We start from the raw sequence: 23984 nt of genomic DNA on the forward strand, positions 1-23984 counted from the left end.
ATCCTCGTGCGACCTTTACCTATGGTAATCAAACATGACGCAACGTAGTATTAAAGCATTTGTATTCGATGCTTATGGCACTCTTTTGGATGTGCATTCAGCCGTTTATAAACTATCAGAAGAACTTGGACCTGATGCACAAAGCATTTCGGATATCTGGCGCACTAAACAGCTGGAATATACATGGCTCAGAAGCTTGATGGGGGCACACAGTAATTTTTGGAATGTGACGTCAGATGCCCTCACCTATGCTTTAAAGTATCATGCTATCGAAGATCAGGATCTGCACGCCAGACTAATGTCGTTGTATCTTCAGCTAACCGCTTATCAAGATGCCTTAAGTACGTTGAAAGAAATTAAAAATAAGGAATACGTCACTCTTGTTTTAAGTAACGGGTCTCAAGAAATGCTGGATAAGTCATTGGGAAATTCAGGTCTTCAATCACTTCTCGATAAAGCAATATCAATTGATGACATCGGTATCTATAAACCGAGCCCACAGGTATATAAACTGGCAACTGATTACGTTAAATGTCTGCCTGAAGAAATTTTGTTTGTTTCGGCAAATGCCTGGGATGTTGCTGGCGCAAATTATTTCGGCTTTAGAGTCGCTTGGATCAATCGTTTTAAGCGTCCACCTGAAGTTCTGCCTGGCAGACCTGAACTAATAATTGATAGCCTTTCCGAACTTAAACAGCTCTACCAACCCAACATCTAGTACTTATTGGAATTACAATCTATTATGTCCCCCATGACACCTCTCGCTTACGATGATATTTGCAAGGCCCGGCAACAGCTTAAAGAAAACGCGATCTATACGCCGCTTGTAGAAAACGCAGAACTCAATCGCATTACAGGTGGGCGTATATTTCTTAAGGCTGAAATTCTCCAGCACACTGGCTCTTTTAAATTCAGAGGAGCATATAATTTTATTAGTACCTTATCCATGGAGCAGAAAAAGCGCGGCCTACTAACATTCTCTTCGGGGAACCATGCACAAGGTGTTGCCTATGCGTCAAAACTACTTGATGCAAACGCAACAATAATAATGCCCAGTGATGCCCCTAAAATCAAAATAGAGAACACCCGCTTGTATGGCGCCCAAGTTATTCTCTACGATCGCTTCAATGAAGATCGGGAAGCTATTGGTGCAGATATTATTAATTCAACAGGTGCTTTGTTAATTCCACCTTATGATCATCCGCTTATTATTGCGGGACAAGGGACATGCGGTGTAGAGATTATTGAACAGTTGTCAGCCAAAAACGTTACTTTAGATGCGATGGTTTCTTGTTTTGGTGGTGGTGGGTTGACATCGGGCATTGCCATTGCGATTAAAGAAAAGTCACAAAATACCAAAATCTATTCTGCTGAACCATTCGGGTTTGAAGATATGGCAAGGTCATTGAAAGCAGGAAAGCGTGTCAGCAATGACCCCAAAGCCAGATCCATCTGTGATGCTGTTTTAACACCAACCCCGGGCAAAATACCTTTTGCACTTTGTACCGAGTTATTGGAACAAGGTCTTGTTGTTAGCGATGAAGAAGTGAAAACCGCAGTTAAATTTGCCTTTAAAACATTAAAACTGGTTGTAGAACCCGGCGGTGCAGTAGCTCTCGCAGCTGTACTACATAATAAATTACCTACAAAAAAAAGGGCCACCGCCCTTACCCTGTCCGGGGGGAACGTTGACCCTTCAACTTTTAAAATGTGCTTGGAAAGCTAGTTAGCGTTATTCCACGAGGAAGAGGCACCATAGATACTGGATTTCTTTTCGTCCGTTTTTTCTTCAGGCTTCACATCTGTGGGCTTAACTTCTGTCAGAGGTGTTGCTGACGATGCAGAGCCGATCGTACTTGCCTGTGAAGCTGTTGATTGAGCGGCAGTAGAAGGAGCAGAAGACCCTAATGATGCACTCTCAACAGCATTACTCACGGCAACTGGAGCTGAAATTTTTGCAGTTTCTGTTTCAGGAAGCGCACTGACGGCGGAACTGGCAGACTGTTCTACTTTATCAGAAATACGTCTGAACTGACCTTCGACCTGAGCCCCTGCTTCTATAGCTATCGATTTGTGCAAAATATCGCCTACAACCTTAGCCGTGCTTGCCAAGGTAATCGTATCAGCGTTGAGCTGGCCACTAACCATCCCGCAAACACGAACCTCATCTGCTTTTACCGATCCAGTTACTACAGCTTTTTCCCCAATAGTAACCGTCCGGCAAATAACATCGCCCTGCACATTGCCATCTATTTGTAGATCACCAGTAGACGTTAAATCACCAACAAGGTTTAAATCAGGACTCAAAATCGAAGGTATCCCCGAAGGAATAATTTTTTTAGGAGTATCACTTGTCGTGGCAACTTTTGTGTTTGTTTTACTGGACTTTGAAAACATGTCTACCTGCCAAAATAAATTTACGTGGATCTACGGGCTTATTGTTATAAAGAACTTCATAATGAACGTGAGGCCCTGTACTCCGTCCAGAATTGCCAAGAAGAGCAATTTTTTCTCGATGAGAAACTTCCTGACCTTGTTTTACGAGCAATTTTCTTAGGTGACCATAGCGTGTGCGAATACCATTGCCATGATCTATTTCGACCAGACGTCCATAACGTCCTCTCCAGCCAGCATAAACAATTTTACCTGGTGCAGGTGCATAAACGGAAGATTTCATTGGTGCAGCCATATCAAGACCATTATGCACAGACGTTTTACCCGTTACAGGGTCACGACGTTTTCCAAATGAGCTGGTTATACGGTATTGATCTATAGGTGTTGTCAGTGGCAACTTGGCAACAACATCCTGTAGAGTTTCCCAGCGTGTCAGCTGCATATCTAACATATTGACCGAGGCTTCAAAATCGGCACTTTCCTGAATCTCGTCAACGGGAATGTACGGACCACCTTGCCCCGTATCCAAGTTTTCTGATCCAAGTAGCGTATCAAGATTGAGACCGGTCATCTCGACAGTTTTCTCAATAACGCCCAAACTGTATTTAGAACGCTCAGTTAAACGATCGACAAGTTCGCGTTGAATGTTTGAAACTTCAATCAGAGAATTCTGTAACTGACCAACTTCATCTTCAAGACCTTCGTTATTTGTACGATACATCTCAAGGATAGAAGCCTGTTCTATAAATTTATCGTTGGCTTCTTGAGATGATTTATCCGCAACTCTTCTTGCTTCCATTAAAGAAGACATTTGAGCTTGCTGTTCTTCAAAGAGTTCGTCTTTTTCAACAATCTGCCCTTTGAGATTTATAATTTCTGCTTCTAGATTTTCAACATTAGCAAGAATTATAACCTTATTACTTTCTAGTTCATCTTTTGCCAGAGTAACGGCCTGAAGCTCTTGTTCAAGCTTTAGAAGTTTACCGCCGAGCATTTTTCCGGCTTCGGCTGTTTTAAATCTTTCCTCTTCAGATGTTGCCAAAACCTGACGCAGTTGTTTAGCTTGAGTTTCAAGTGCTTCACTCTGCCCAGCGATTGTTTCCAAATCATCTTCAAACTGATCAAGCCTGTCTTCGAGAACCTGCCGCGCCAAAGCGACACGTGCTCGCTCGTTTTCAGAGCTTTTAAGGTTAACAATTTTGGTGTTTTCATCAGCATCAACTTCGCTGCCGTCTAGAAGGCTTATAAGCTGATCCTGATTTTCCTGAAGATCTTTTGTAATCTTGGAAAACTGCGTGTGGTATTCACCGACTTGTTGTAACAGGTCAAAATAATTGAGCTTTTGCTCTTCAATAATTGTGTCTTTTTGTGCAAGCCTTTGTTCTGTATAGAACATCGTTCCTGATGAAAACGCGATCCATCCAGTTAAAGCTAGGAAACTTGTTGCGATGGTTTTCTGGAAGCGTGGTGTCAGGCGGATAAACTTTACCTGATCATGAGAACGGATATGGATTTCACGCTGAGCAAATACTTGGTCAACTTTAAGCTTTGCTTTTCGCGCGAACTCATGCACGTCCATTCTTCCCCCCTCTTACCTTCGTTTCTGTATTACTACAAAATAACCTGTGTCGGAAATTTTGTATCTGGGATGGCAAATAATTATTGGCGAATTTATACATCATGATTTCACTTCTTTCAAAGAGAAACCGCGAGCACTTTATATTTGTCTGTACAACAGGAAGCATTCTGATGTTCCTACAGGTTATAAAGGTGGCAAAATCCTTAACCAAACATGTCAAAAAACATTATGATATTAAAAGGTTAACAGAGAAATAACGTTAAAATTTAACTTAAAAGATAACGTTAAACCTTTATTGAATAATTTTCGATCTAAAAGATGTAAGTGAGCAACATTCACAAGAAATAATTGTAAAGTATTTATTCTGTCTGACATCAAATAGAGAGAAGGTTGAATAAAAGTAATTTTATTTACGATATAGCAACACTTGTATGAACAAATTTGTTTAAGAAAAAATCGATTGAGTAACGGTAAATAGGAATAAAAATCATGTCTGGGTCGGGGGACCATCAAAAGTCCACAATATGGACTTTACGTAAAATTCTTCTTTTGATTGGTCTCTTGGCCTCTGCCGCAATTGTCGCTGCGCAGTTTTGGTCTTTTGAGAAATATAAGAATTTCTCGCTGGATACATTACAAAAAGAAAGTACCACTCAATTTCAACTTATGGTGCTTGAGCGGGTGATCCAAAAGTATGAACCCAAGCTTAACACCCTTGGTTCCGATTGGGCCAGATACGCGCATCTTGTCAAAGCAATGAAGGCCAATAACCCAGAAGAAATTGCTACTTTTGACAAATGGTATCGTGATAATAAAGAAATTCAAACTGGTGAAATTTCTCTTATTTCTACGCATTTTTATAATCCTGATATGGAGCTAATAACCTCGTCTCAGGATGGGCGGATTACTGATAATGAAACGATATTGGAAGAGCTAAAAGCCAGGGATAAAAAAGCAAAACGCAAACCCGTTTCTTACATTTGGTCCGATCCAAATGGGCGGCCTGTTCATTCTACAGTTTTCCCTATTGGCGGTTTCAGGGTGGCTGGCTTTGTCGAGCTTGTTACTGATCCGATGCAATATCTTGAAGGCATTAGCGAAACATTGGGGGCAGATGTCACAATCTATGATCCCTCAAGTGAAACCGGCTTTGCCTTTCAAGAAAATAGTCATAAGGACACGATCGCAACTGAAACAGGTGAAACTGCTGAACAGATAGTGGGAGAAGAAACTCCTCCAACAGAAGGTGAAGAAGGTGAAGAAGGTGAAGAAGGAAAAAAACCGGAAGAAACGACTGAAGAAACACCAATCGATAACCGAACGTTAGAAGACGGCCTCAGACTTGACGGATCGACTGCCTATATCACGGCAACCATTATGGGGACACATGACGCCGTTTGGGCAAAAGCTACGCTGGTGCGGGATGTAAGTGATTTCGCGGAAGGATCACAACAATTAACCCAAGATGCTATTAAGGTTCTTGCTGGTGTTTTCCTGACGACTTGGCTTGTTGCCTTCCTTATGCTCCGTTTTGCCGTTTTTGGTAAATTAAAGGCCTTTGCTAAAGCTATGACACTGATTAGCGAAGGCGAAGTTGACATCACTCCGCCAACTGTAGGACCAGATGAATTCAGAACGATGGCAACCGCATTGGATCAACTCAGCAATAGTGTTGCCCAGGTTTTTCAACTGCAAAATATGGTTGAAACAAGCCCTATGTCTACGGTTATGATCGATCTGGAAGGAACGCTTTCTTTCGCAAACCTCAAAGCAAGAAGCTTTATTCACCCAGAAGACACAGATAGTGATTTAACAGGGACAACAGGTAATTTCTTTCAACTCGATGAAGCAGAATTTATCGAGTTAACCACGCCGGAAAACCTGCCGATGACTCGTTTGGTTGTCTTCCAAGACCGCCAACTGGAAGTGTCGGCATCTGCAGTGATGGACAATATAGGTGAATTCAATGCATGTATGCTGACCTGGCTTGATGTAACTGATCGTGAGAGCAACAAGCAAGCGGCAAGTGAATTGATCAGTAGTGTTCAACGCGTTGCTGACCGCGTCAGTGCCTTGTCTAAAAACGTTGAAGAGACCTCTACCTCTTTGAACACACAATCACAAACAGTTACAGAACAGGCAGAAAACACACAGCAGCTTGCGCAAAGTGGATATGATTCTGCACAAGGCGTTACACAGACAACAGAAACGATGTCCATGGATATCAGAACGATTAATACTGAGTCTGATCACGCAAGAAGCACTTCAACAGAAGCCTTAAGTCATTTAACACAAGCATCAGAAACGGTCACACAACTGCGTAGTTCCAGTGACAAAATCAATCAGATTAACGAGCTGATTACGACCATAACCAATCAAACCAAAATCCTGGCAATGAATGCGACAATTGAAGCCGCAAGGGCTGGCGAGGCTGGACGTGGGTTTGGTGTTGTTGCATCTGAGGTGAAAGCACTTGCAGAACAAACTGCCTCTGCGACAGATCAGGTTGCCGCTATGATCAAAGAGTTACAAGTACATGCCCAGGCCACAACAGATAAAATGGAATCAATTGATACCGTTATGCATCAGGTTGGGGAAACTCAGAATAAAATATCAGATTCAATCAACGAACAGGATCGTGCTGCTGGCGCAATTGCCCAGAACATTGAAAGTATGGCACAGGGATCAAGACAGATCGTTGATCTGGTCAATGATGTGCACCAACAGTCAATTAGTACGGGAAGCTCCGCACAGAGTCTTCTTGGTACCTCAAAAGAACTTGCCGAAGAAGCTGAAAAATTAAGTGAACGTTTATCTGAGTATCAAAAACATTTGGATCAAGCTGGGTAGAGTCAAAATAAACATCTTTCGAATTAAGAAGGCGATGATTAGATATTATCGCCTTCTTTTATGAGCTATCAAATCCGACAGTATTCTCGCTCCAAAACCCCCTCAGACGTCAACTGAATATGGCTCATACGTCGCGCGGCATAATTCTGACGCCAACTGAGCATTTTCTGAGCATACGATAAGACTATTGCCGTGTAGTCTGGGTTTTCGGCGAGATTAACAACTTCATTTGGATCATTCTTTAGATCAAACAACAGAGACGGCAAAGTTGTAAAGTGAATATATTTAAAATCATCGTCACGTATGATTGTCATCACACACTGGTCACTTGTTAAATCAAACCTCTCTTCCGCTTTGAGTCCTTTTAAGTCTCGAAAATCGACTTCCCAATGAGCTTCTTCACGCCACTTGTCCGGTTTCCGGCCTTCGATAAAAGAACGTAGAGAATGCCCATCACATTGCATGGATGGTTTCATTCCCATCAGGTCAAGAATAGTCGGCATAATATCGACTGCTTCGCTGAAATGACGATCAATCACCTGACCTCGAGAGGCATCCGCATTTTTCCTCGGGTCCCTGATGATCAAGGGAATATGGCAGCTCTCATCGAAATAACCGAGCTTCCCCCACAGCCAATGATCGCCAAGTTGCTCTGCATGGTCAGACGTAAATATAATTAGTGTTTTATCGTACTGATCAGCATCTTTTAGTGATTGAATAACGCGCCCTATTTGATCATCAACTTCGGAAATCAAACCGTAATAAGCGGCTCTCATTTGCTTGATTTCATGATCAGGAAGATCGCGGACATTTTCTTCATGTCCCATATATGCACCGACCTTCGCCATATTATCCAAGGCAAATTCCAGGTATGGATGCTGTGCTTTCTCTGTCTCAACGTCCCCCGCACGATGTGGCATTTCAATCTCGTCAGGATTATACATTGTATTGTAGGGTTCTGGCGCAAACAACGGAGGATGCGGCCTCAGGAAAACACCATGAAGAAACCAGGGATCTTTGTGGATTTTTATATAGTTGATAAGCTTGTCAGCAATAAAAGCCGTATCACTACTATCCTTATCATAGGCAGGAGGCGCAAAACTCAGGCCCCTCTCCTTTACGCCAGGATAGTCGCTTTTACCGATTGTAATATCAAATTGGTTCTCGGGGAGTTGATGTCCTTTGACTTCTAACTCTCCGAACCAGTCAACGGCCATTTCTTCACTCACCAAAGATCCGACTTTAAAACCGGGCATCACCCCGCAATAAGTTTTTAAATCAGGATCGTTTTTATCACGTCCTCTGGGATCGACAGGGGTGTCAGTATAGCCATAAAGTATTGGCTCATACCCTTTTTTACGTACTTCCAAGGCAATATTGGTAAAGGTTGCATCCAATGGCGTTCCATTAGACACATGTCGATGGTTCATCGCATACATTGATGTTAAGAGCGACGTTCTGGAAGGACCACAAGGTACACACTGGGTATAGTGTTTTCTAAACGCCAAGCCATCCAATGCCAATTTGTCCAGGTTGGGTGTTTGCACCATATGTCCCGCAGATGAAAGGCATTCTCCTCGCCATTGATCAACGGAAATAAGCAGGATGTTTCTAATTTCTTTATCTGTCATGTTTTCACCGAACTAAACGGATTGGCGACTGTTCTTGTTATTCTTTATTTAAAAACTTGTTCCTTAAACAAGTATAGATCCACTTTGACTCTATTGACCAAGCCACAACAATGAAATTTTTATAACAGATAGAATGAGAATGTGATCATAAAAAAAGCCCTGCATGAACAGGGCTTTTCGCTTTATGGTTTGCCCTCTATAGGATCGAGCATGCAACCTAACTTTGCCAACTCTGTCTTGTCATCGGCTTGATAAGCTTCATGGCAGCTGAGAATTTCAGCGACTGACTTGGCGTAGATCACATTCCACTGTGCTTCAGAATGGAAATTCCCAACAGGCATAAAATGTGACGCAGGATAGGTTTGCGCCCATTCATTGGCGTTTGGAATATCGACCATTCCGACAGCTTCTTCTGTGGCCTGACCACTGGTAAAATCAACACCAAGACGATGACAACCAACACAAGTATTATCGCGGGTACTTAATGAAATTGGTTGCCATTTCTGAAAATCCCGTCCCAAGTGTTTATACCATCCTTCAGGGTCTGTTGGAACTTTATCCCAGACTTGCCCAATAAAGGGGCTATACATAAAGGGATCATTATCATGGCAATTTCCGCAACCGTCGTCTGAAACTTCTTTTGGTGTATTCCAGATCTGTTTGGCTTCTTCATACTCTTCAAAGGGTGCCTTTTTCATCGGTGATGGCACCAAAGATCCATCAATGGGAAGTCCGTTTGAACCCGTGGCCTGAAACCAGCAGGTACTGCCATCTTTTGCTGAATGCGCAACAATGTCGATTTCATCATAATAGATACTGCTCGCCGTTCTGATTTTCTTTTGCCTGCAAAGAACGGCAACCTGATTGTCACCTTCGGATAAATCAAGTACCCGGGAATAAGGCACACACTGACCGTCAGAATCCTTTCCCAGAGGCAATAATGAAGGGCGATCACAATCCATATCTTTATAATATCTATCTGGTGTTTCGCCGCCATTAATCGTTATTGGAATCATTGTCCCCGCCTGACAATTAAAAGCAGGCAAGTCTCTTATCGCTTCGGCACACATATTACCGTAAGAAGCCAGATCCTGTCCTTCTTTGTGTTGTTTCGGTTGTTCACTAGGGGCGCAACTGAGTAGAAAAAGAACAGAAGCAGAGGAAACACTTTTAAGAAGTTTTTTCATCATGCCACCATCCCCGGCTGTTTGAGAATGGCAGCTTTAACTGCCTCGTAATACCGAATATACCCAGTACATCTGCAGATATGATCTTTCAAAGCATCGTCAACGACTTTATCTAACGAAGACCTAGGGATGGGGTTATCCGTTAATCGATCCCATAGCGTCATTGCCGCCATTAAAAAACCAGGTGTACAGTAGCCACATTGAAAGGAAAAATGATCCAAAAACTCTTGTTGTAGCGGGTGTAATTTACCATCCACCGCAACACCTTCTACCGTATGAACCTCGACACCAGACAAAGATGATAATGGGGTCGAACAAGTAATCATGGGTTCTGATGGTGCGCCTGGTTGTCGTCTGACGGATACGGTACAGGCGCGACAAACACCAATACCGCAACAAAATTTTGTACCTGTTAGATTTAAATCTTCCTGTAGAAAATCAATGAGCGGCAAGTGAGCCTCTTCTTTTGAGGCATGAACGGTTTTACCGTTTACGGAAAAAGAGATATCAGCCATTTTTATCCATCCCCTTACGAATTTTTTCTGCTGTTATGGGAAGATCGCGGAACCGCACCCCGGTTGCGTCATAGAGGGCATTCGATATTGCCGGTGCCACAGAACACATTACAGCCTCTGCGATACCTTTACCGGTTTTGTCATCTTTGAGGGCATCAAGTGTGATTAGTTCCTGCCCCTCAAGCGCGACGTCAGCCGCACGGGGAACAAAATATTGATTGAGGTTCCAATCTCCATCCGCAGGTCCCCCCAACCCCGGAGGCATGTCTTCGAGCAAACTGTAACCGATGGCCATTGCAACGCCGCCCTGACTTTGGCCTGATACCAGCTCTTCCGTAATAATTTTTCCCGCATTAAGAACTGATAAAGACTTTCGAACAACTGCTTCTCCGGATACGGGATCAACCGTTAATCCGATGATATTCCCGCAAGGAGCAAAGGTTGTTCTGGAATAACGGGACGATGCTGGTGAAGGATAAATCCCGCTATTGGCTCTGCGTCGAATAATCTCGGGTTTACTTTCTCCTGCTGAATAAACTGCCAGACCATCAATTTCCCAGTTGTGGGTAATGCCTTTGACATCAAAATCGGCTTTTACCCATATCTCCTGAAAATAAGCATGGACAAGTGCCCCTTTTATACGGCCTGTACGATAAATGACATCTGCGATGATATCCATTGGAATTGGGGGTAATTCCCGATCGTTGATGTATAGCCGTTCATCTTTCCAAATAAAATCATCCGCGGGAATATCTGGTAATCCCAGTATTTCCCGGGCAACAGGAACTATTGAAGTATCAAACAGGACCTTTGAAGCCTGATTTATGGCATGCACTTGGTGAAATGCGGTTAGGCAGGCACTAGAAGATCCAACGCCGTTAGCAGTCCAGTCAGATTCTTTCCAGGATCCTTTTTTGTCCGTACTCATGTTGAGAACAGGGAAAAGATCAGGATTACCCATATCTATTTTAGATGCATTACGTCCCAAATAATCTGCTGTTGAAACCGCAAGTGTTGTTGCTGATCCATTACCCATATCAACAGCGTTTGTTTTTACAACCAAATGACCCGATCGATCAAGCTCAACAAAACCGATTAGACCGTCGCCAGAGGTTCCAAAAGCCTGCATGGACATTGCAAAGCCGACACCGTACAAAAGACCTTCCTTGCGCCATCTTTCTTTTTCTCTTTTCTGATCCCGCCAAATACCGTGATCTTCTGATTTATCGAGAATTTCGTGCAATCGTAACTTTTCTGTTATAGGCCCACCGACAACAGTATTTTCATTTTCATGGAGAATATTTTTGCGTCTGAGTTCTATGGGGTCCCAATGATTGTCTTTTGCGACTTCATCAATAAGGGTTTCAATCGCAAAAAAGGCCTGTGGCCCGCCAAATCCTCGTTGAGAGCCGCCAGAGATGTTTTTTGAGTACATAGCATTAGAATTAATAGCGGCACGGGGAATACTGTACGATCCACCTGCGCATAATCCGGCAAGTTGGGCAACCCACGGGCTCAGGTTTTCACGACCGCCACCATCAAAAGACATCATAACATCCAGAGCTTGAATTTTACCTCCATCGTCCACGGATAGGCTTTCAGTCAATTCACAAGCATGACGTTTTAATCCCGCCTGAAATTGTTCAAAGCGATCATAAGCCAACCGTATTGGCTTTCCACCTGCATAAGCGGCGGCAATCGCAAGGTTTAAGGTAAAGACAGAGCTGTCTCGTCCACCAAAACCACCACCGGGATAGCAAGAGATAATGTTGACAGTCTTAACCTTAACGACAGGGTTATCACCGGTAAACATTTCTAGCACGTCATTCATATCCCCGTCCGGAGATTGCGTACCAACCAATAAATTCAGTGTTTTGTTCGTGGCATCATACCAACCCAGTCCATTCTCTGGCTCCATAAACATGGGGTCCATTGCTTGCATTGAGCAATTGGCGTTATAGGTTTTCCATTTCCCCGAGGCCATTTGTTCTTGAATGCGTGTACGATGCACAAAAGCTTTTTCGGAATAGTTTTTATCATCGCCGTTTTGCGCATAAGAGAAGATATCTTTTCCCTTTGTATCGGATGCGACGCGGACATAGTTTGTCAGAGGATTAAACGGAAATACAGGTTTGTTGCTCGGCTTTTTGTCATAAATCACGAAATCAGAGTTAAACTGTATCGCTTTTTTTGCCGCTCTATAATTTTTACTATTTTCAAAAATTAAAAAAGCCACAGGTTGACCGAAAAAGCTTGCTCGTTCACCCTTAGAGACAATAAAAGGCCAAGTCAGCGCACTCGGTCGTTTAACTTTGACATCCTGTATCAAAGGCTGGTTTTCTGGCTCAGCTTGATCCTGCAACTTATTTGGTCGCAGAACTTCTTTTGTTATCTTTTCTCCATAAAGTATCTCAACAGGTTGCGACTTATGAGGAATTAACGACAGGTCTAAACCTTCGAATGGATTATTAACATCCGTCGCCCGAACAATCATTACAGGGCGCTCTTCTTTGGGCCACCCAGGTAAATTCCAGGCACGATAGTCCCGAGCAAAAACTTTCTGCCCTGTAACTTTTACCAGTCCATCAACACGGTATCGGGCTTTTCCCGGCGCTTTTGACCAGTCGCCACTATTTAAGGATGTTATCTCGTCCGTTTCGTCCGCAAGCAGTTCAGTAACGGGGATCATGTTTACAGTAAACGATACCCCTGCCACGGTTTTAATGAAACTTCGACGCGTCATAGAGAACGCGGTATTTTTCATGAACTCTCCCCTGAGAAAAGATTACGGGTAATTAAAATTACCTCTCGCTTTCGAGTTCACAGTGAAGCATTCCAATGGTTTATTCTTGGTAAAGTTTTGTAATTATTTTTCCCCTATTAAGAGAATAGGTAAAGGCGCCACCCATAATAGTAGCGCCTTTGGTAATTTACGAATGATAGCAAGAATTATTAACTGACAAATTTTAGTCAGCATATTTGGCAATCGTTCCTAAAACTTCATCTTTTGTCTCTGCGTCTTTAACCTGCATTAAGATCTTGTGGTTACGACAACCATCCCATTCTGTTGATGGTCCAGGATGCCCTTTTGGCTTTATTAAAGTTTGCCCAAAGGCAGGTCCTACGCAACTTACGCGCACAGACGCATCAATTGATCCAAAAAGGTCAGGATTTACATAATAAGCCGTTGCACAGGGATCATGGAAATAGCATCCATCAATCCCGAATGCACCATTGTAAAATTTGAAATATAGATCCGCTGCATCAAGTAAGAAACCACCAATTCTAGGAACTTTTTGCGCCAGTTCTTCTGCTTCTTTTCTATGCAGAATAACCTGGTGAGTTACATCTAGCCCAGCCATAACCGTAGGCCAGTCAGCACGGAATACGATATCAGCAGCATGAGGGTCGTTGAATATATTTGCCTCTGCAACAGCAGAAACATTTCCATATTCTTTAGCTGCGCCGCCCATAATAATGACTTCTTTGACTAGCGGGGCAATATCTGGTGCCATACGAAGTGCCATTGCGAGGTTTGTCAAAGGTCCAACAGCAATGATTGTGACTTCACCCGGTTGTTTACGCACAGCATCAATAATGAACTGTGGCGCATATGTTTTTTCAATAGAACCTTTAGGATCTGGTAGGTTAATATCACCAAAGCCGTCAGCACCGTGAATGAAGTCAGGGAAACCTTTGTGAGGCGCCACAAGCGGTCCTGATGCGCCTTGAAAAACAGGAATGTCCTGACCAGCCATTTCAACAAGAATTTTTGCATTCTTGGCGGCAGTTTCAACAGGGACGTTTCCGAAAACAGTTGTCAAACCAATCAGGTTGATTTCAGGATGATAAAGAGCATGATGGATTGAAAATGCATCATCGATACCCGGATCTGTATCAAAAATTACAGGGTTTTTCATTTTATAAATCACTCATCGTATTTAAAAATTGATTCACCTCGGCAGAGGTAGGAATAGCAACTGAAGCACCTGCTTTTGTTACCGCCAGTGCAGATGCTGCGCTGGCGCGTTGCATGGCTTCTTTTAATGGCAAGTTGTGTGCGATAGAAGACAGTACGTACCCAACAAAGGTATCTCCGGCACCTGTTGTATCAACAGCCTCAACTTTAAATGCCGGAACTTCGATGGTTTCATTTCCAAAATAGCAAATGGCCCCTTTTGTACCTCTGGTTATAATTACAACCGGGCAAAGATCAGCAAGCTTTTCCAGATCTCCGTGGCCCTTTGTTTTGGCGAGCTCTTCAGCCTCCAGATCATTTACAATCAGCAGGTCAACAAGGGCATAATCAATTAATTTTGCCCTATCATCAAACGGGGCGGGATTAACAGCAATACGAGCACCCATTTCTTTTGCCAAAGAAATCATTTGATTCAAATGGGGCATTTCATTTTGAAAAAGAACCCATCCACCCTTCTCAATCCCTGATAACTTTTCGGATAAACTGTCCATGTTAAGTTCATGATTTGCGCCTGCAAAAAGTAAAATGCAGTTTTCCGCATTATCATCTACCTGAATTAAAGCATGACCGGTTGCAAAAGATCCTACCTCAATAGATGAGGTATCAACTTTCGAAGATTTTAGTTCGTCGATAATCCATGTGTGATCATCACCGATAACACCGATATGCTTCACTGCCTCACCTGCTCTGGCGAGGGCAACGGACTGGTTAGCACCCTTCCCGCCCAAAACCCGTTGATAGGACTTGCTTGGCAAGGTCTCGCCCGGTTTCACGAAATAAGGAACACGGTAGACGTGATCGACGTTTATAGAACCAATGTTGATAATTGTATTGTGCTTCACGAAATTCTTTCTGGCAGATAGGTCTAAAGTTAGCTGATCATACACAGGTCCATAAAAGTCAGACAATAATTTTCTGATTGGTAAAATTTAGGATCACATAATACTACAAAGCCTATGAATAGTTTTAAAATAGTCTTGCAAACGTCTTCTGTTATTCTTGACTAATAAGCCACAAAACAATATAATTTCAAATGAAACTATTTTCTAATCATTTTAACTAAGGGTTATACGCGATGAAAAAATATCACCGTACAAAAACAGCTCTTAGTTATGGTGTTTGTGCTTTTCGCTTGATAACGCGCACAAAGATACTTGCCCCCTACATTGTTTTAACAATCGGGCAAGCTCTATCCAATGAAAACAGAGGCTTATCCAGAGGGTCCCCACAGTAACAAAGTTAGAACGCCCCTAATTTTGATAATTTTCTATGGATAAAAAGATGACCACAATGAACAAAATGGCTGAACGTTCCGATTTGTTTGATAATCCTATGGGCCTGAATGGCTTTGAATTCGTTGAGTTTGCTGCGCCTGATCCCCAGGTTCTTATTGATCTCTTTACAACGATTGGCTTTACGCTGGTCGCAAAGCATCGTTCTAAAGATGTTGATCTCTATCGCCAGGGCAATACGAACTTTATTCTGAACAAAGAGAAAAATAGCCCTGCTTATTATTTTGCAGAAGAGCATGGTCCCTCCCCTTGTGGTATGGCGTTCAGAGTGAAAAATGCTCACCAAGCCTATAACAGAGCTCTGGAACTTGGTGCTCAACCGTTGGATATTCCTTGCGGTCCAATGGAACTCAAACTTCCGGCAATTAAAGGTATAGGCGGCGCGCCGGTCTATTTAATTGATCGCTATGAAGATGGTTCCAGTATTTACGATATTGATTTTGAGTACTTGCCCGATGTCGAAAAAAATCCTGTTGGTTATGGCATGGATATCATCGATCACCTCACGCACAACGTATATCGTGGGCGCATGGCCTATTGGGCTGATTTTTACGAAAAATTCTTCAATTTCAAGGAAATTCGTTTCTTTGACATTAAAGGCGAATACACAGGTCTGACATCGAAAGCGATGACTGCACCTGACGGGAAAATCCGTATTCCCTTGAACGAAGAATCTTCCGCAGGTAAAGGTCAGATTGAAGAATATCTGATGAAATTTAATGGCGAAGGCATTCAGCATATCGCCTTAACAACACCGGATATTTATAAAACAATATCAGACATGCGCGCCAATGGCGTTGAGTTCATGGATGCCCCGCCGGCAACTTATTATGAAATGCTGGATGAACGCCTCCCCGGCCACGGTGAAAACCCCAAAGAACTTAAAAAGCTTGGTATTCTCTTGGATGGTGCAACAGAAGCAAGCGATCCGCGCCTTCTGCTTCAGATCTTTACCAAGTGCGTCATCGGTCCTGCTTTTATTGAAATCATTCAGCGTAAAGGCGACGACGGATTTGGCGAAGGTAATTTCAAAGCCCTGTTTGAATCAATTGAACGCGATCAGGTTAATCGTGGCGTGCTGAAAACAGACTAAACTCTTTTAACCAAAGATAAAAAGAGGGCGCTTGATTTTACGATCAGCGCCCTTTTTTGTGGTAAAATGATTAAAACTTATTCTGCATCGACTTGATTTTCCGGTCGGGCCTTATCAAAAGCCTCTAGCTTCAAGCAGTTTTCTTCAATTCTTCTTATTTCAGAAAAGTTTGCGATAGAGATATCAAAACGGTGCGCGTTATACAGTTGGGAAACCAGACAACAATCAGCCATTCCTGGTTCCGAGCCCAAACAGTACCTCCCTCCTCTATTACGGTTTTTCAACCGTTGCTCAAACGCAAGTAATCCTTCCAACACCCAATGTTCGTACCATGTGGATTTCTGATCTTGGGAAAGTAACATTTCCCCTGTTAGATACTTAAGAACTCTCAGGTTATTTATCGGATGAATGTCGCAGCAGACTAGTTGGGATAAACTTCGGATAAACGCTCTATCAGCTGCATTATCCGGCAATAAATTATGTCCGGGCAGGACTTCATCCAGATACTCAATAATTGCCATTGACTGCGTTAGAGTTCCGCTTTCTTTTGTTTTCAAAGCTGGCACAAGTTTTTGTGGATTTATCTCTTTGTACTTTTCCTTTAGCTGCTCACCGCCATTTTTAACCAAGTGAACAGGAATAATATCGTATTGAGCCTGTTTGAGGTTTAAGGCAATTCGAACACGATAGGCTGCTGTTGATCTCCAGTAACTGTAGAGCTTCATCGATTAGATATCCTCGACCAGTTTATCCGCACCAAAGCATTGATCTGCGTTTTTCAAGACGCGTCCCATAAGGTTTTCCAGAGTTTCTTTTTCATCTTTGCTCAGACCATCAAGAATTTCCTGCTCACGCTTCAAGACAAGAGGAATAAGCTCTTGAAGCGTATCACTCCCCTTCTCGGTCAACAGTAAATTCACCTTACGCTTATCAATTTCATCGACATGGCGTTCAATAAATTCTCTTTCCAAAAGACCTTTGATCGCTCTGCTTACCTGGACCTTATCCAGACTTGAATAATCGACGACCTCGCTGGCGGAAAGAGGTTGGCTATTGCCCAAAACAACCATCACCCGCCATTGATACACGGTAAGCCCTTTGGACTTTGTATAGACTTCAGCAACGGACTGGCTCACTGAGCGATAAAAAACACGGACTTTATAAGGGAAGAAGTCTTTTAAATCCAAAACTTCATTATTTGATTTCGATGAATTTTGTTTAGTCATTTTATCTTATATGCCATGTTTTTGTATGAATTAAGTTACTTACACTTTTGCGGGTTTATTCCAAACCAGCTAATCCATCAATAAAGCTGGAAGCCATAGGGAAAGCGTCGGGAACAGGATCAAAAGGGTCAATCGAACAACGTCCGCCATTAGAAATGCGACAACGCCCCGGCTTATAGTTTGTAATTTCAATCCCGGTGTTCCGGCCATAATAATAAACAGGTTCATTCCCACAGGTGGGGTAATCAATCCAACCTCGACAACGGAAACCATAATTACACCAAACCAGATTGGGTCAAAACCCATGTTGGTAATCAAAGGATAGACAAACGGCAACGTCAGCAAAATCATCGATAGCGCATCCATGAAACACCCAAGGATGATGTAGAAGACAATTAGCAGTATCAGGATGGTATATTCATTCCATCCTAACTCGCTGACGTAAGCGACCAAAGCTTGCGGAAGGCCTGTTGTCTCAACAAAGTAGTTGAATACCGCGGTTCCAATGAGGATCATAAAAATCATTCCCGTCGAACTGGCGGTCTCTTCCAAGCATTCTATAAATGTTTGCCGATCCATCTTTCGCTTGAGTAATGCGAGAAAAAAGGCACCAATTGCGCCAATTGCCGCGGCCTCGGTTGGGGAGAACCACCCAGCGTAAATTCCACCTATGACAACAGTAAATAACAAAATTACAGGCCAGACATTTAGCATGGAAATAATCCGCCCTGACCAGTCAACAGGTATGTCCGCCGGGGCCAATTCAGGATTTCGAGCTGTTTTTATGCGCACAGCAAGCATATAGAGTATCGTAGCAAGTAAACCGGGGATCAGGGCTGCCGCAAAAAGACGGCCAATCGATTGTTCGGTCAGAATAGCATAAATCACCATAATAACACTGGGCGGAATTAAGACCCCAAGCGTTCCACCAGCAGCAATTGTGGCGCTTGCCAAGCCATCATCATAGTTCCGCCGACGCATTTCAGGCATTGCGACACGACACATGGTTGCCGCGGTTGCCAAGGATGAGCCACATATGGCACCAAAAGCCGCACAGGCACCAACCGTTGCCATTGCCAAACCACCTCTATAGTGGCCGATAAAGGCGTGCGCAGCATCATAGAGAGCCCTGGACAAGCCAGCTTTTGACGAAAAAACACCCATCAAAATAAATAACGGAATAACTGATAGCGAATAGGGAAAAATTGATTCGAACGGAACCGACCCCATAATGAAGGCAACGGAATCAAACCCGTTAATGATCAAGCCACCCACCATACCAACAATGCCCATGGCAATAGCAATTGGTACCCTTATGGCAATTAAACCAAAAAGAACAACGAAAGCGATAAGGCCAATTGTTGTGGTTTCCATTAGCTCTTAACCTGATTTTTAGTGGATGAATGCAGCTCAATACCTAACATTTCCAAAAGACTGTTGATTAATAGACCGATAGAAACCAAACCGGACAAACCAGATCCAAGTAAAACAGGTATCCAGTAATAAATCATCGGCAAGCCAAGAGTGATGGAGATATCGCCATACTGATGCTGTTGTTCTGCTTGTTGAAAACCAAACCACGCTATTGCACTCATGAATATTGCACAAAATAACATTCCCATTGCTTGACAAAAAACAGCTGCTTTTTCCGGCATGCGTTCTGAGAGAATTGCTACAGCAACATGGCTTTTTTTCATAAAGGCATAGGGAATAGAAAGATATGCGGCCGAGATAATCATCAACTGCACCAGATCAATGGTGCCATAGATCCCGACATTATCAATTTTTCTCAGAATAACATCTGTCGTCGTAATAAGCATTGCGCCTAATAAAAACAGGATAGCTATCCAGGCAACATATTTAATTAGAAGATTGAAATATTTTGATATAATTAAAGTCATGCTTCACACGAACGCTTCTATGATGTTTTAGAAAATGGCCGTTCAAATTAATAGATTAGAACGACCATTTTAAGTAAAATTATTGTTCGTATTTCGCGATAGATTTTACCGCAGCATCATAAATTTCTTTTGCATTATCAACACCAGATTCTTCCAAACTTTTTAGATAATTGGCTGTGGTCGGTTCCAATGCACGACGCCACTCTTCCCTTTGGTTGTCATCAAGAACAACAACAGGACTTCCTTTTTTCTGGATGTCTTCCAATCCGGGTTTATCCCAATTATTCCACCATGGACCAAACTTAGCGACCAGAGCTGCACCAGACATATCATCGATAATTGTTTTAATGTCTTGCGGTAGCGCGTTATACTTTTTCTCGTTCATGATGAAATAAAAACTTGTTGTGTAAGCCTTCGCATCAAGATGATAATCCAGAACCTCGGCAAGCTTAAAGCCATGAACCCCGTCATAAGGAAAAATCGTACCGTCGATTACACCTTTTTGCAGATTTTCATAAACCTGCGTGGGCGGAAGACCAATCGGTGTCGCCCCCAGTTGCTTGAGCATCATGGATGTTGCTGCCGAAGGCGCACGCACGCGTAATCCGGCAAGATCATCCATGGTTTTAACTTGTTTGCCCCGGGTATGAATAAGGCCGGGATTATGAGCATGTAAAGCAAGAACCTTTAGCCCTTTATATTCTTCGGCAAGATAGGTCGGATACAAATCCCATAGCGTTCTGGATGCTGCATCTGATGATTTTGCCAAAAAGGGTAGATCCATAATCAACGTACGTGGCAAACGACCACGAGGGAAACCTGTCAGGCCGTGAGAAATATCAACAACGCCTGCTTTTACTTGATCATATTGCTTTGCAACATGTCCAAAGGCAGATCCGGCAGGAAAGATTGTTACCTTGACCTGTCCACCACTCCGTTCTTCTAGTTCTTTTGCCCAAGGTTCAAGAAATTGCGTTTGCGTCGGATGAGACGATGGTAAAAAATGACTAAGTTTTAATTCGATTTCTGCCCCGATAGCATTTGAAAAAATAGCTGTTAATGCAATACTTGCAACTGTTGTCAGTGCTATGAGAGTACGCTTCATCCTCTAACCTTCCCGCTCTTTTTTTATTTCTGTTTAGATACAGATCTTAAAATTATTTATGTGCGGAACGAGTATAGTTTCATATGAAACTATACTGCAAGCTATTCTTGTAAGTCTTTGATGTTATATTGCCACTTCACTACATATGATCATTGGGTTTACATACAGTCTCTGGGAATAGATTGCTGATAATCGCGAGCAAAAATCTCTTTATCATTTTCGTAAGCAGTCATTTTTCCAAAAAGATCAAAGTTGTCTGCATTTAAAACCATCGAAACCTCGGTTTCCAGCTTGATTGACCAATCCTCACGGGACATATAACAACACCACTTTGAGCTCGCTTGTGCCCCCAAAGGCGTATCAGGATTTATTGACCACTTAACCAAGCTTGTGTGTCTGACTCGTAACGCATGGTTCGGGATTTCTGTCGTCCCTGTATCGTCTTCGGTAATGTAATGGGTTAGGTTACCAGAAAGATCTTTTTCAACCCGACGTTCCGTTTTAGATGGTGTTATCTCTTTGTAGGCAGGTAACGGGTTTGTATCTTCAGGTTCCGGCATGTGGATTTCATCATCGACAACCATCTGATTGCCTGTTGCTCTGACAGGCAAAGAAAGAAAAGCTTTTTTATCTAGAGCAATAGAGGCTGTTACATGATACGGGGATGGTATAATCAATGGCCAATAAGCTGTCGATAATGACACTCTGATCCGGTGACCGGGTAAAAAACGATAGCCAATATGATCTAGTGTAATAGTGATATCTTCTGCCAACCCCGGAACCATTTCTTCCGGTGTTTCATTACTGTGTCTATGCGCAAGATTTAAAACACCGAAACACACACGGTGAGAAACACCGTCGGGATGAACATCAATCAGTCGAACGGCCAGATTTCCAAGTGGTGCATCAATTGCCACATTTAATGAAAGTGTAGGTTGGCCCAAAATCTCGATTGCATCATTTAGAAGGTCCGTCTCGAATACCAATGAGCCACCATCATCAATACGTTGATCTCTCGGCGTTTCCGTATCGGGGGCAAGGGCAAAGACTTCTCCACATGCAATACCTGTATCTTCGGGGGAACAGATAGATAATCGACCACCAGCATTGCTGGTTTCAGAAAGGCTGTGGTCGGCATTTAAGTATAGTTTTTGAGGCCTAATGCTATTTGATGGCCAAACGTCTTCGGCTACCCATCTCCCCTCTTCATGTTCTCGCCAAAGGGATGGCCTCACATTTTCTGAGATATATGCCCGATAGGCTGGTAATTTTTCTGCATCATTCATCTCATCACACAACCAACGACCCCACCAACGCAAGGCTTCCTGATGAAAATCCGATCTGGGGTGAGGATAGGCAAAATGCGGATACTTATGTACCCAGGGACCATTAATCGCCTTGGCAAGACCTGGCATATTTTCTGCGGCTTTTGGGGGGGCATTTTTATAGGCATCCGCCCAACCGGATATTACTAAGCTTGGAATTTCCAACGCATCGTAATCCTGCTCAATAGAACCATGCTTCCAAAAATCGTCATAGCGTTGATGAGATAACCATTCATCCAGAATAAGATTTGCACCCTCTAACCGTTCAAGCCACATATCCCGCCATCTATCACCAACCAGAGCAGGATCAGGCGGGCGGTTTGCAAAACATTGCATCACTCCAGACCAAGACAGGTTTGAATTCAGATGACAGCCGCTTTTATAGTGAATATCTGCGTTATAACGATCTACGGTTGAGCCAATTGATATAACGGCCTTTAGAGGCTCTGGTCGCAGGGTAGCGATTTGCAAGGCATTAAAGCCTCCCCAGGATATTCCCATCATGCCGAGCTTTCCGTTACACCAGGGCTGTTCTGCTATCCAGTTAATTGCTTCGACCCCGTCAGAAAGTTCCCGAGGAGAATATTCATCATCAAAAACACCGTCAGATTCACCTGTGCCTGATATATCGACACGCACCCCTGCATATCCTGCGCAGGCAAAAACGGGATAGGTACTCTCATCCCGTTGTGCTGTTCCATCACGCTTTCGATAGGGAAGATACTCAAATATCGCGGGAACAGGTGTTATTTTCCCTTCTTCGTTCTGAACCATATCAGGCATCCAGATACGTGCAGATAGCTGGCGACCATCCTTAAGCGGTATCCAGATATTCTCCCAAACACAAAATCCATCATGTTGGGTGATATTTGATTGGGGTTGGAAGTTTGTTGCCATATTACACCTGAAAAGCAATATCTGAAAAATGAACAGCTTAAAAAACTGGGTGCGAAGATCTTATCAAAAGTTTTCGCACCCAGTTACAAATTAAAAACCTGACACTATGATCGGCTTATTTTAAGAAAGGCTCGGCCTTCATTGTATTTGCAATCGGGGCGCCCATTCTCGAAAGGATCGTTGGGGCAAGTTGCAATTGATCAAGCAGGACACCTTCTTTAGGTCCATCGCCGCCGCCGAACCAATACAGCGCAACATCTTGTTGATCTTCCCCCCGACCACCGTGGTGTCCGCGGTCGGACTGACCATGATCGGCTGTTACGATGACTTCGTAACCATTTTTTATCCATCGTGGCAGGAAATGTGCAAGCATCGCATCAATAGCAAAGCAGGCATTATCCATTTCACCGCAATCATGTCCAAACCTGTGCCCCATGGAATCCAGGGTACATGTATGAAGGATGCCGTAGTCAATTTTGTGACGTTCCGTCAACATTGTCAGGGTGGCAAATAAATCCGCATCTGACGGAGTCATCTGATTTTTGTGTCCATAACCCGTCATGGTATGAAAACGACCATGATTGATCGGGCTATCCTCTTCGTCATATTCAATATCACGAACCATATCAAAAGGTGCGCGATTAAAGAATTCAGACCAAAACGAATGCGTGACAGCACCTGTTTTTCCACCCGCAGCCCGAACCTGACTAAAAATATCAGCCTGTTTCACACGGAAAATAGACTCATTGGACACAACATGATGTTGTTGCGGTGTTACGCCTGTATGAATTGAGGCATAACATGATGCAGATGTTGACGGTAACACTGCACGCATTTTCCAAACACGGGCTTCGCCGGATTGAACCCAACCTTCCAGGTTCCCCATATAACGACGTGCATCTCTCCAAGGTTGACCATCCAAGATGATCAACAACACTTTATTTTTAAGAGCCAAGAGATAATCTCCCAAACAGCACTGATATTAGCCAATTTTCATGTATTGACAATCG

The 23984-nt window shown here is 43.1% G+C and carries 20 protein-coding genes; 5 read left to right on the top strand and 15 right to left on the bottom strand.

The window, feature by feature from the left end; all coding sequences use genetic code 11:
• Positions 1 to 34: 34 nt before the first annotated feature.
• Together WH96_RS15270 and WH96_RS15275 are read left to right on the top strand one after the other, a co-directional pair.
• Positions 35 to 718, top strand: a complete 684-nt coding sequence (locus WH96_RS15270; RefSeq protein WP_047765082.1) for a haloacid dehalogenase type II — start codon at positions 35 to 37, stop codon at positions 716 to 718.
• A 24-nt stretch (positions 719 to 742) separates the two neighbouring features.
• Positions 743 to 1726: a threonine ammonia-lyase gene (locus WH96_RS15275; protein WP_204248212.1), complete on the top strand. Its 984-nt coding sequence runs from the start codon at positions 743 to 745 to the stop codon at positions 1724 to 1726.
• Here WH96_RS15275 and WH96_RS21490 read toward each other — a convergent pair.
• Together WH96_RS21490 and WH96_RS22570 are read right to left on the bottom strand one after the other, a co-directional pair.
• Positions 1723 to 2397 carry a bactofilin family protein gene (locus WH96_RS21490; protein WP_053005998.1) on the bottom strand — a complete coding sequence of 225 codons (675 nt, stop codon included), beginning with the start codon at positions 2395 to 2397 and terminating at the stop codon, positions 1723 to 1725. The two genes, WH96_RS15275 and WH96_RS21490, sit on opposite strands and share 4 nt — an antisense overlap.
• Positions 2378 to 3973 carry a M23 family metallopeptidase gene (locus WH96_RS22570; RefSeq protein WP_053006000.1) on the bottom strand — a complete coding sequence of 532 codons (1596 nt, stop codon included), beginning with the start codon at positions 3971 to 3973 and terminating at the stop codon, positions 2378 to 2380. The genes WH96_RS21490 and WH96_RS22570 overlap by 20 nt, the downstream gene beginning before the upstream one ends.
• A gap of 489 nt (positions 3974 to 4462) precedes the next feature.
• Between WH96_RS22570 and WH96_RS15290 the strand changes: the two genes are divergently transcribed.
• Positions 4463 to 6823: a methyl-accepting chemotaxis protein gene (locus WH96_RS15290; RefSeq protein WP_047765083.1), complete on the top strand. Its 2361-nt coding sequence runs from the start codon at positions 4463 to 4465 to the stop codon at positions 6821 to 6823.
• Between the two features lie 68 nt (positions 6824 to 6891).
• On the opposite strand, the gene WH96_RS15295 is transcribed toward WH96_RS15290, so the two are convergent.
• From WH96_RS15295 to WH96_RS15320, 6 genes are all read right to left on the bottom strand, one after another.
• Positions 6892 to 8454, bottom strand: coding sequence for an alkaline phosphatase family protein (locus tag WH96_RS15295; protein WP_047765084.1), 1563 nt, complete (start codon positions 8452 to 8454; stop codon positions 6892 to 6894).
• Between the two features lie 182 nt (positions 8455 to 8636).
• Positions 8637 to 9644, bottom strand: coding sequence for a hypothetical protein (locus WH96_RS15300; RefSeq protein ID WP_053006002.1), 1008 nt, complete (start codon positions 9642 to 9644; stop codon positions 8637 to 8639).
• Positions 9641 to 10156: a (2Fe-2S)-binding protein gene (locus tag WH96_RS15305; RefSeq protein WP_047765085.1), complete on the bottom strand. Its 516-nt coding sequence runs from the start codon at positions 10154 to 10156 to the stop codon at positions 9641 to 9643. The genes WH96_RS15300 and WH96_RS15305 overlap by 4 nt, the downstream gene beginning before the upstream one ends.
• Positions 10149 to 12920, bottom strand: coding sequence for a xanthine dehydrogenase family protein molybdopterin-binding subunit (locus WH96_RS15310; protein WP_047765086.1), 2772 nt, complete (start codon positions 12918 to 12920; stop codon positions 10149 to 10151). Before WH96_RS15310 ends, WH96_RS15305 begins: the two co-directional genes overlap by 8 nt.
• 202 nt (positions 12921 to 13122) lie before the next feature.
• A complete protein-coding gene (locus WH96_RS15315; RefSeq protein ID WP_047765087.1) occupies positions 13123 to 14076 on the bottom strand; it encodes a nucleoside hydrolase in 954 nt (317 codons plus the stop codon).
• Between the two features lies 1 nt (position 14077).
• Positions 14078 to 14977 (bottom strand): ribokinase, encoded by a 900-nt coding sequence (locus tag WH96_RS15320; protein WP_053006005.1) that lies wholly within the window; start codon positions 14975 to 14977, stop codon positions 14078 to 14080.
• Between the two features lie 233 nt (positions 14978 to 15210).
• Between WH96_RS15320 and WH96_RS22005 the strand changes: the two genes are divergently transcribed.
• On the top strand, positions 15211 to 15369 hold the full coding sequence (locus WH96_RS22005; RefSeq protein ID WP_156176825.1) for a hypothetical protein: 159 nt from the start codon (positions 15211 to 15213) through the stop codon (positions 15367 to 15369).
• 47 nt (positions 15370 to 15416) lie between these two features.
• Positions 15417 to 16520 carry a 4-hydroxyphenylpyruvate dioxygenase gene (gene hppD, locus WH96_RS15325; RefSeq protein ID WP_218045068.1) on the top strand — a complete coding sequence of 368 codons (1104 nt, stop codon included), beginning with the start codon at positions 15417 to 15419 and terminating at the stop codon, positions 16518 to 16520.
• A gap of 77 nt (positions 16521 to 16597) precedes the next feature.
• Here hppD and maiA read toward each other — a convergent pair whose 3' ends face one another.
• The 7 genes from maiA to WH96_RS15360 form a co-directional block, all read right to left on the bottom strand.
• Positions 16598 to 17245 carry a maleylacetoacetate isomerase gene (gene maiA / locus WH96_RS15330; RefSeq protein ID WP_047765088.1) on the bottom strand — a complete coding sequence of 216 codons (648 nt, stop codon included), beginning with the start codon at positions 17243 to 17245 and terminating at the stop codon, positions 16598 to 16600.
• Between the two features lie 3 nt (positions 17246 to 17248).
• A complete protein-coding gene (locus WH96_RS15335; RefSeq protein ID WP_047765089.1) occupies positions 17249 to 17746 on the bottom strand; it encodes a MarR family winged helix-turn-helix transcriptional regulator in 498 nt (165 codons plus the stop codon).
• A gap of 69 nt (positions 17747 to 17815) precedes the next feature.
• On the bottom strand, positions 17816 to 19120 hold the full coding sequence (locus WH96_RS15340; RefSeq protein ID WP_047765090.1) for a TRAP transporter large permease: 1305 nt from the start codon (positions 19118 to 19120) through the stop codon (positions 17816 to 17818).
• Positions 19120 to 19647: a TRAP transporter small permease gene (locus WH96_RS15345; RefSeq protein WP_047765091.1), complete on the bottom strand. Its 528-nt coding sequence runs from the start codon at positions 19645 to 19647 to the stop codon at positions 19120 to 19122. Before WH96_RS15345 ends, WH96_RS15340 begins: the two co-directional genes overlap by 1 nt.
• 79 nt (positions 19648 to 19726) lie before the next feature.
• The gene (locus WH96_RS15350) at positions 19727 to 20752 is read right to left on the bottom strand and encodes a TRAP transporter substrate-binding protein (protein ID WP_047765092.1); all 1026 of its coding nucleotides are present in this window, start codon (positions 20750 to 20752) and stop codon (positions 19727 to 19729) included.
• Positions 20753 to 20910: 158 nt separating this feature from the next.
• A complete protein-coding gene (locus WH96_RS15355; protein ID WP_047765093.1) occupies positions 20911 to 22974 on the bottom strand; it encodes a CocE/NonD family hydrolase in 2064 nt (687 codons plus the stop codon).
• Positions 22975 to 23089: 115 nt separating this feature from the next.
• Complete coding sequence (locus WH96_RS15360) at positions 23090 to 23929, bottom strand: alkaline phosphatase family protein (RefSeq protein ID WP_047765094.1); 840 nt, start codon at positions 23927 to 23929, stop codon at positions 23090 to 23092.
• Positions 23930 to 23984 lie beyond the last annotated feature (55 nt).

The organism is Kiloniella spongiae, from assembly GCF_001026905.1.
GTDB classification, from domain to species: domain Bacteria; phylum Pseudomonadota; class Alphaproteobacteria; order Kiloniellales; family Kiloniellaceae; genus Kiloniella; species Kiloniella spongiae.

Bases quoted from the DNA above. Each gene is read 5' to 3' on its own strand.
- WH96_RS15270 (WP_047765082.1), top strand. From the start codon at position 35: ATGACGCAACGTAGTATTAAAGCATTTGTATTCGATGCTTATGGCACT.
- WH96_RS15275 (WP_204248212.1), top strand. From the start codon at position 743: ATGTCCCCCATGACACCTCTCGCTTACGATGATATTTGCAAGGCCCGG.
- WH96_RS21490 (WP_053005998.1), bottom strand. From the start codon at position 2,397: ATGTTTTCAAAGTCCAGTAAAACAAACACAAAAGTTGCCACGACAAGT.
- WH96_RS22570 (WP_053006000.1), bottom strand. From the start codon at position 3,973: ATGGACGTGCATGAGTTCGCGCGAAAAGCAAAGCTTAAAGTTGACCAA.
- WH96_RS15290 (WP_047765083.1), top strand. From the start codon at position 4,463: ATGTCTGGGTCGGGGGACCATCAAAAGTCCACAATATGGACTTTACGT.
- WH96_RS15295 (WP_047765084.1), bottom strand. From the start codon at position 8,454: ATGACAGATAAAGAAATTAGAAACATCCTGCTTATTTCCGTTGATCAA.
- WH96_RS15300 (WP_053006002.1), bottom strand. From the start codon at position 9,644: ATGATGAAAAAACTTCTTAAAAGTGTTTCCTCTGCTTCTGTTCTTTTT.
- WH96_RS15305 (WP_047765085.1), bottom strand. From the start codon at position 10,156: ATGGCTGATATCTCTTTTTCCGTAAACGGTAAAACCGTTCATGCCTCA.
- WH96_RS15310 (WP_047765086.1), bottom strand. From the start codon at position 12,920: ATGAAAAATACCGCGTTCTCTATGACGCGTCGAAGTTTCATTAAAACC.
- WH96_RS15315 (WP_047765087.1), bottom strand. From the start codon at position 14,076: ATGAAAAACCCTGTAATTTTTGATACAGATCCGGGTATCGATGATGCA.
- WH96_RS22005 (WP_156176825.1), top strand. From the start codon at position 15,211: ATGAAAAAATATCACCGTACAAAAACAGCTCTTAGTTATGGTGTTTGT.
- hppD (WP_218045068.1), top strand. From the start codon at position 15,417: ATGACCACAATGAACAAAATGGCTGAACGTTCCGATTTGTTTGATAAT.
- maiA (WP_047765088.1), bottom strand. From the start codon at position 17,245: ATGAAGCTCTACAGTTACTGGAGATCAACAGCAGCCTATCGTGTTCGA.
- WH96_RS15335 (WP_047765089.1), bottom strand. From the start codon at position 17,746: ATGACTAAACAAAATTCATCGAAATCAAATAATGAAGTTTTGGATTTA.
- WH96_RS15340 (WP_047765090.1), bottom strand. From the start codon at position 19,120: ATGGAAACCACAACAATTGGCCTTATCGCTTTCGTTGTTCTTTTTGGT.
- WH96_RS15345 (WP_047765091.1), bottom strand. From the start codon at position 19,647: ATGACTTTAATTATATCAAAATATTTCAATCTTCTAATTAAATATGTT.
- WH96_RS15350 (WP_047765092.1), bottom strand. From the start codon at position 20,752: ATGAAGCGTACTCTCATAGCACTGACAACAGTTGCAAGTATTGCATTA.
- WH96_RS15355 (WP_047765093.1), bottom strand. From the start codon at position 22,974: ATGGCAACAAACTTCCAACCCCAATCAAATATCACCCAACATGATGGA.